The 1590-nt window shown below is 67.9% G+C and carries 2 protein-coding genes and 1 pseudogene; 1 reads left to right on the top strand and 2 read right to left on the bottom strand.

Going from position 1 to position 1590, the window contains the following annotated elements; all coding sequences use genetic code 11:
• Positions 1–349 precede the first annotated feature (349 nt).
• Positions 350–868 (top strand): hemerythrin domain-containing protein, encoded by a 519-nt coding sequence (locus ABZ646_RS46330; RefSeq protein ID WP_360533736.1) that lies wholly within the window; start codon positions 350–352, stop codon positions 866–868.
• A gap of 118 nt (positions 869–986) precedes the next feature.
• Here the strand turns inward: ABZ646_RS46330 and ABZ646_RS46325 are convergent, their stop codons facing one another.
• Together ABZ646_RS46325 and ABZ646_RS46320 are read right to left on the bottom strand one after the other, a co-directional pair.
• Positions 987–1199: a hypothetical protein gene (locus ABZ646_RS46325; RefSeq protein ID WP_319645164.1), complete on the bottom strand. Its 213-nt coding sequence runs from the start codon at positions 1197–1199 to the stop codon at positions 987–989.
• Positions 1196–1477: pseudogene (locus ABZ646_RS46320) on the bottom strand (Tn3 family transposase); the annotation flags it as partial. The gene ABZ646_RS46325 and the pseudogene ABZ646_RS46320, both read right to left, overlap by 4 nt.
• Positions 1478–1590: the final 113 nt, after the last annotated feature.

Below are 1590 nucleotides of genomic sequence, written 5' to 3'. Positions count from 1 at the left end.
GGCGGCCGTGAAGCACGCTTCACGGCCGCCGTGGGCGCACTCCAGCGGGGACAGGCGGCTGGCTGCCCTCGAAGGAATTTCTCGCCCCGGAGGAGCTGGACGACGCGAACCGGCGAATCGACGAGGCGGCCGGCGCTGCCGGGCGAGACCCGAGCCGGACCAACCGGGTCTACAACCTGGTCGGTGACCGTTCGACTACGCAGCGGGTCGACCTGCTGACGAGCTGGCCGGTCGAGCACGGCATGAACGGCTACACCTTCAGCGGCCCGGCCGACGAGTCCGCGCTGCGCCCCATCATCGAGAAGGTCGCGCCCGCCGTGCGCGAGGCAGTCGCAAAGGAGCATCGACGATGACACAGCCGCAGGCGGGAACTGTCGCCGGCCGCCAGATGGTGCAGCAGCTGCTGATGGCGCATGCGCCGCTGCGCAGCGACGTCGCCGCCCTGCGCAAGGGGCTTGAGGTGCTCGATGCGGCGACCACACGCGCAGAGGACATTGAAGAGCTGCTCGGCGGTCTGACTGTCGCGGACCTCACCTGGCAGCTCAAGGTGGGCTGCCAGCATTTCTGCGCCCACCTGGACGCCCACCACACGATCGAGGACGCTCGGATGCTGCCGGTCATGCAGCACCGGTTCCCCGAGCTCAGCGGTCAGGTCGGGCGGCTCCGGCGCGAGCATGAGGAGGTCAAGCAGATGATCGTGAGCATCCGCGCCGACGCGCGGCATCTGAACCCCAAGGACGAACGCTCCGTCCACGTGGTGCTGGAACGGATCGTCGCGCTTTCCGACCACCTCCAGGCACATCTCGACTTCGAGGAGCGCACCCTCTTCCCGTACTTCCTGCGGATGGACCACGGCTGGCACGCCTGAGCTGTCCTGGCCGGGAGCGTGAGTTTGGAGCCGCGGACGGCGGTGCCGCTGCGCCATGGAGGCTTTGAAGCTGGACGCTGAGCTTGACTCAGACACGAAAATAGAGGCTTTGTGCAGGTCAGGTCACCTCGATGGGTTCGAAGCGGATGGTCATCGTCGTGTCCCTGCGGTCGGCGGCGAACCGCTCGTTGGCCTCCCGCGGGTGCTCCCTCATCTCGTCGTACGAGTCGGTCACGGTCATACCGGCGCCCCCTTCTCGCTGCCCCCGCCGGTCGGCGGTGGCCTTCTCGAAGTACAACGACCCGCCCCGGACGGCGGATGCGGCGCTCACTCCTCCTGGCCGTCGTCATCGTCGAGGTCGACAGCATCCGGGTCGCGCAGGGGCCGCAGCCCCTTCACCGGCTGGGAGGCGGTGAAGTTGTACCGGCCCAGGACGTTCAGATTCTTGTGCTTGAGCGGGGAGAGCCGGGCGACGTCCTCGTCGCGGATCTCGTAGCCCTCCGCACGGAGCTGGGCGACGGCGGCGTCGATGTAGCGCGTCGTCCAGAGGACCACGGCGTTCAGCACGAGCCCCAGCGCCCCGAGCTGGTCCTCCATCCCGTCCCGGTAGGGAGTGTAAATCTAACAGCGGATCCGACGATCATGGGAGAGACGTCAAGTGACTGACACCGCCGTGGAGTTGGAGACCGTGGAGCCTGTCGAGAGTGCCCAGTCGGGGCGGC

This window comes from Streptomyces sp. NPDC007162 (genome assembly GCF_040634175.1).
GTDB lineage: Bacteria > Actinomycetota > Actinomycetes > Streptomycetales > Streptomycetaceae > Streptomyces.
The sequence above is the reverse complement of the archived record's forward strand: the minus strand, read 5'-3'. Positions and strand labels throughout refer to the sequence as shown.

What these genes read in the sequence shown, in the direction of transcription:
- ABZ646_RS46330 (WP_360533736.1), top strand. Translation starts at nt 350, where the DNA reads ATGACACAGCCGCAGGCGGGAACTGTCGCCGGCCGCCAGATGGTGCAG.